A 2,726-nucleotide genomic window follows, 5' to 3' on the forward strand; every position below is an offset into this window, starting at 1 on the left:
GATTCCGACACGAATCGACTTATTGGGAACATATCGGGCACCGCTGGCGCGGTGCCCTTGCCCTCTTCGACTTTCAGCCGCAGCTCTCGCTATCAACAATCTACTACGCAAGAGCGTTTTTCTTTTTTGTTTGTTGCCAGCCGATTCTGGCTCGATCTTTCGCGGTGTGGGGGCATCTATATCCTCATTTCTGAACAACCCACGCCGACCAGTCTCAATCTCTGTCGGCGAATCTGGTGTATACTTATTCATGATGTCTCATCGTCATATTTGTAGATAACGGTATATAAAACCTTGATATTATATCTTCAACTTGAGAATAATATTGACTCTATAGATGTAGAAATATATAACACAGCTAAGTACCGCTAAGTCTCAGAGGATTGACTGAATATTTCGGTTTCCCATCTAATATCTAAAGCGTATTTTCGTGTGTAATATACACCCATTACATATAAATAACGATCAAGGGCTGATTGAACACATAAACAGAGTATGTGTCCGCAAAGCCTGCTTGCGTTTTGCTTCGGCTCAATCTCGTCTTATCCTGTACCCACAGCACAGCAACCACCCCCGACGCTGCAGTCCGTATGGCCAACACTCACTGGCCATTACACCACTAGACGTCGGACCACTAAGCCACTCCGGAAACCGTTTGATTCAGCGGGACGCCAGCTTAGGAGGTATAAGCGGCCCAGCTGATCGATCATTACTTGGGTTACTGATTGAATTGGTTGCCAGCTCAGCAAGACAGTTTACTCCCGAAGAATCTCTCCGTCACCAAGGTCAAGATCGTCTTCCAAATCATCAAGCAAGTCCATCGCTTCATCATGTAGACGCTTTGCGTCAGCTGGATTCATGCTCTCCGCTTCCTGAAGCTCCGATCGAATTTCTTCGACTCGCTCTATTTTCCCGTCAACATCATCATAACCGTCCATGCCTAGCCCTTTCTGGCCCGTTATATGAATCCAAGGAAGACTGCAAGCAGGACCGCCACTATGAGCAAGAGCACGAGTACCAGCACGATGAGCACGTAATTTCGTCGTTCTAACCCCTGCTTTTCTGCCTGGATATCCTGTTCCCGTTCGATCCGGGCCGTTTCATTGTCGATTGCTGTTCGTGAGTCGGTGAGCCACCGTTTCGTGAGTTGCCGGTAGTTACTGCGAATTGCTCTGCGGTGACTTCTGAGCCACCGATCACACTGATCTCGTGTTGCCGAGCGAATTGCTTGCTCGTTTGATTGTACCCACCGCTCTGTGTGGTCGCGATAGGCAGACTGAATATCACGTCTATGTCGACGCGTCCACCTCGGCACTGTATCAGAGGACACGTCGCGGATGGCTCGACGATGCTCGTGTAGCCAAGACTGCATCAGCTGGTGTGCGGCCCCCTCAACTGCCGTCTTGGTTGATGTGGTCCACTGCCCAACAAGCTGCTCAGCGTCGCTGCTAATCGCTGTTCGTGAGGCTGCCAACCAGGACCCAATGTGATCCCGGTAGCCGGTCGAGAGATCGTCACGAGCCGTCTCGAACCACTCCGTTATATGCTCGGTCGCTTCATCGTGAATCGCTGCGTCGGTATCTGCTAACCACTGCGTGGTTCGTCTATTGTACGCCGCTTGGATGTGTTGACGGCTTTCAGTGATGTCTTCACGATACGTCTCAGCGTCCAACATCACCGCACTTCCAACGGCGGTTGGGGTCTGGACCCGAACATCAGCGACTTCGTCGATCAGTGGCTCGTCCGCATCGTGGCCAATAGCTGCAACAGTCGGCGTCTCCGCTGTTGCGACGCTTCTAACCACGGGCTCTTCGTTAAACGGCCTGAGTGCGTCATCACTCCCACCACCACGCGAAATAACGAGAACATCTACCTCTGCAGTCTCGGCAGCCGAAACTGCGTCTGCTATCTCACTGGGCGCGCTGTCCCCCTTTACTGTTGTCTCAAAGAGACGGATATCGACGCCGGGATGTTGGGACCGGAGACTCTCGATAATATCTTGTTCAGCATCGCTCCCAGCAGCCGTCACAACACCTATAGTTGTCGGTAAGGTCGGGATCGACTGCTTTCGCTCATCAGCTAGCAGTCCCTCATCTGTAAGCGTCCTACGGAGCTGTTGAATACGCCGCCAGTATGCGCTTTCACCGACGAGATGTAGATCATCGACTTCCAGACTCGGGTACCCTCCGGCTTCAAAAAACGTGAGGTCCCCTTTCGCTGCTACGAGCATACTTTGCTCCATCTCGATATCCAACTGTCCACGCTTGCTCTCCCAGACCACACATTTGAGTTTGCTATCGGTTCTGGCCGCAGTCAGTGAAAAGTACAGATGGTCTGGCTGCGTGCTCAAATCACCAATTTCCCCGATAATATACTCGTTGTCGAATTTTGGATACCCTTTGAATAAGCCACAGATTTCGGTGGTGACATCTTCGACCGGAATGAGTGCATCCACGTCAAGATCGTCTGGCAACTCCGTTGGTTCGACATCATCGACGGTCGAATTATTTGACAACAACCCCATCTGTTAGCATGGTTATCCGCCCGCAGTAAGTATGTTTCCCGGAGTTGGCTACTCCTTCGCAGGTGGCGACATGATGCCAATTTTCAGTCGATCACATCGGGTTAGAGGAAGTGTCTGCTTTGGGAGGATGTGCAACCTTCCGAAGCAGACAACGAGATAGAAGAGGAACACCTGCTTAATTTTGTCGTCAACAGCCTCGACG

At 51.2% G+C, this 2,726-nt stretch carries 3 protein-coding genes; 1 reads left to right on the forward strand and 2 read right to left on the reverse strand.

Features of this window, described 5'->3' with window-relative positions:
• The coding region (locus VI234_RS21110) for a hypothetical protein (protein ID WP_336331219.1) at positions 1-194 on the forward strand (194 nt) is incomplete at its 5' end.
• A 561-nt stretch (positions 195-755) separates the two neighbouring features.
• On the opposite strand, the gene VI234_RS21115 is transcribed toward VI234_RS21110, so the two are convergent.
• Complete coding sequence (locus tag VI234_RS21115; protein ID WP_336331220.1) at positions 756-938, reverse strand: hypothetical protein; 183 nt, start codon at positions 936-938, stop codon at positions 756-758.
• 20 nt (positions 939-958) lie between these two features.
• Positions 959-2,524, reverse strand: a complete 1,566-nt coding sequence (gene xseA, locus VI234_RS21120; protein WP_336331221.1) for an exodeoxyribonuclease VII large subunit — start codon at positions 2,522-2,524, stop codon at positions 959-961.
• Positions 2,525-2,726 lie beyond the last annotated feature (202 nt).

Origin of the sequence: Haloarcula sp. CGMCC 1.2071, from assembly GCF_037078445.1 — an archaeon.
GTDB classification, from domain to species: domain Archaea; phylum Halobacteriota; class Halobacteria; order Halobacteriales; family Haloarculaceae; genus Haloarcula; species Haloarcula amylolytica.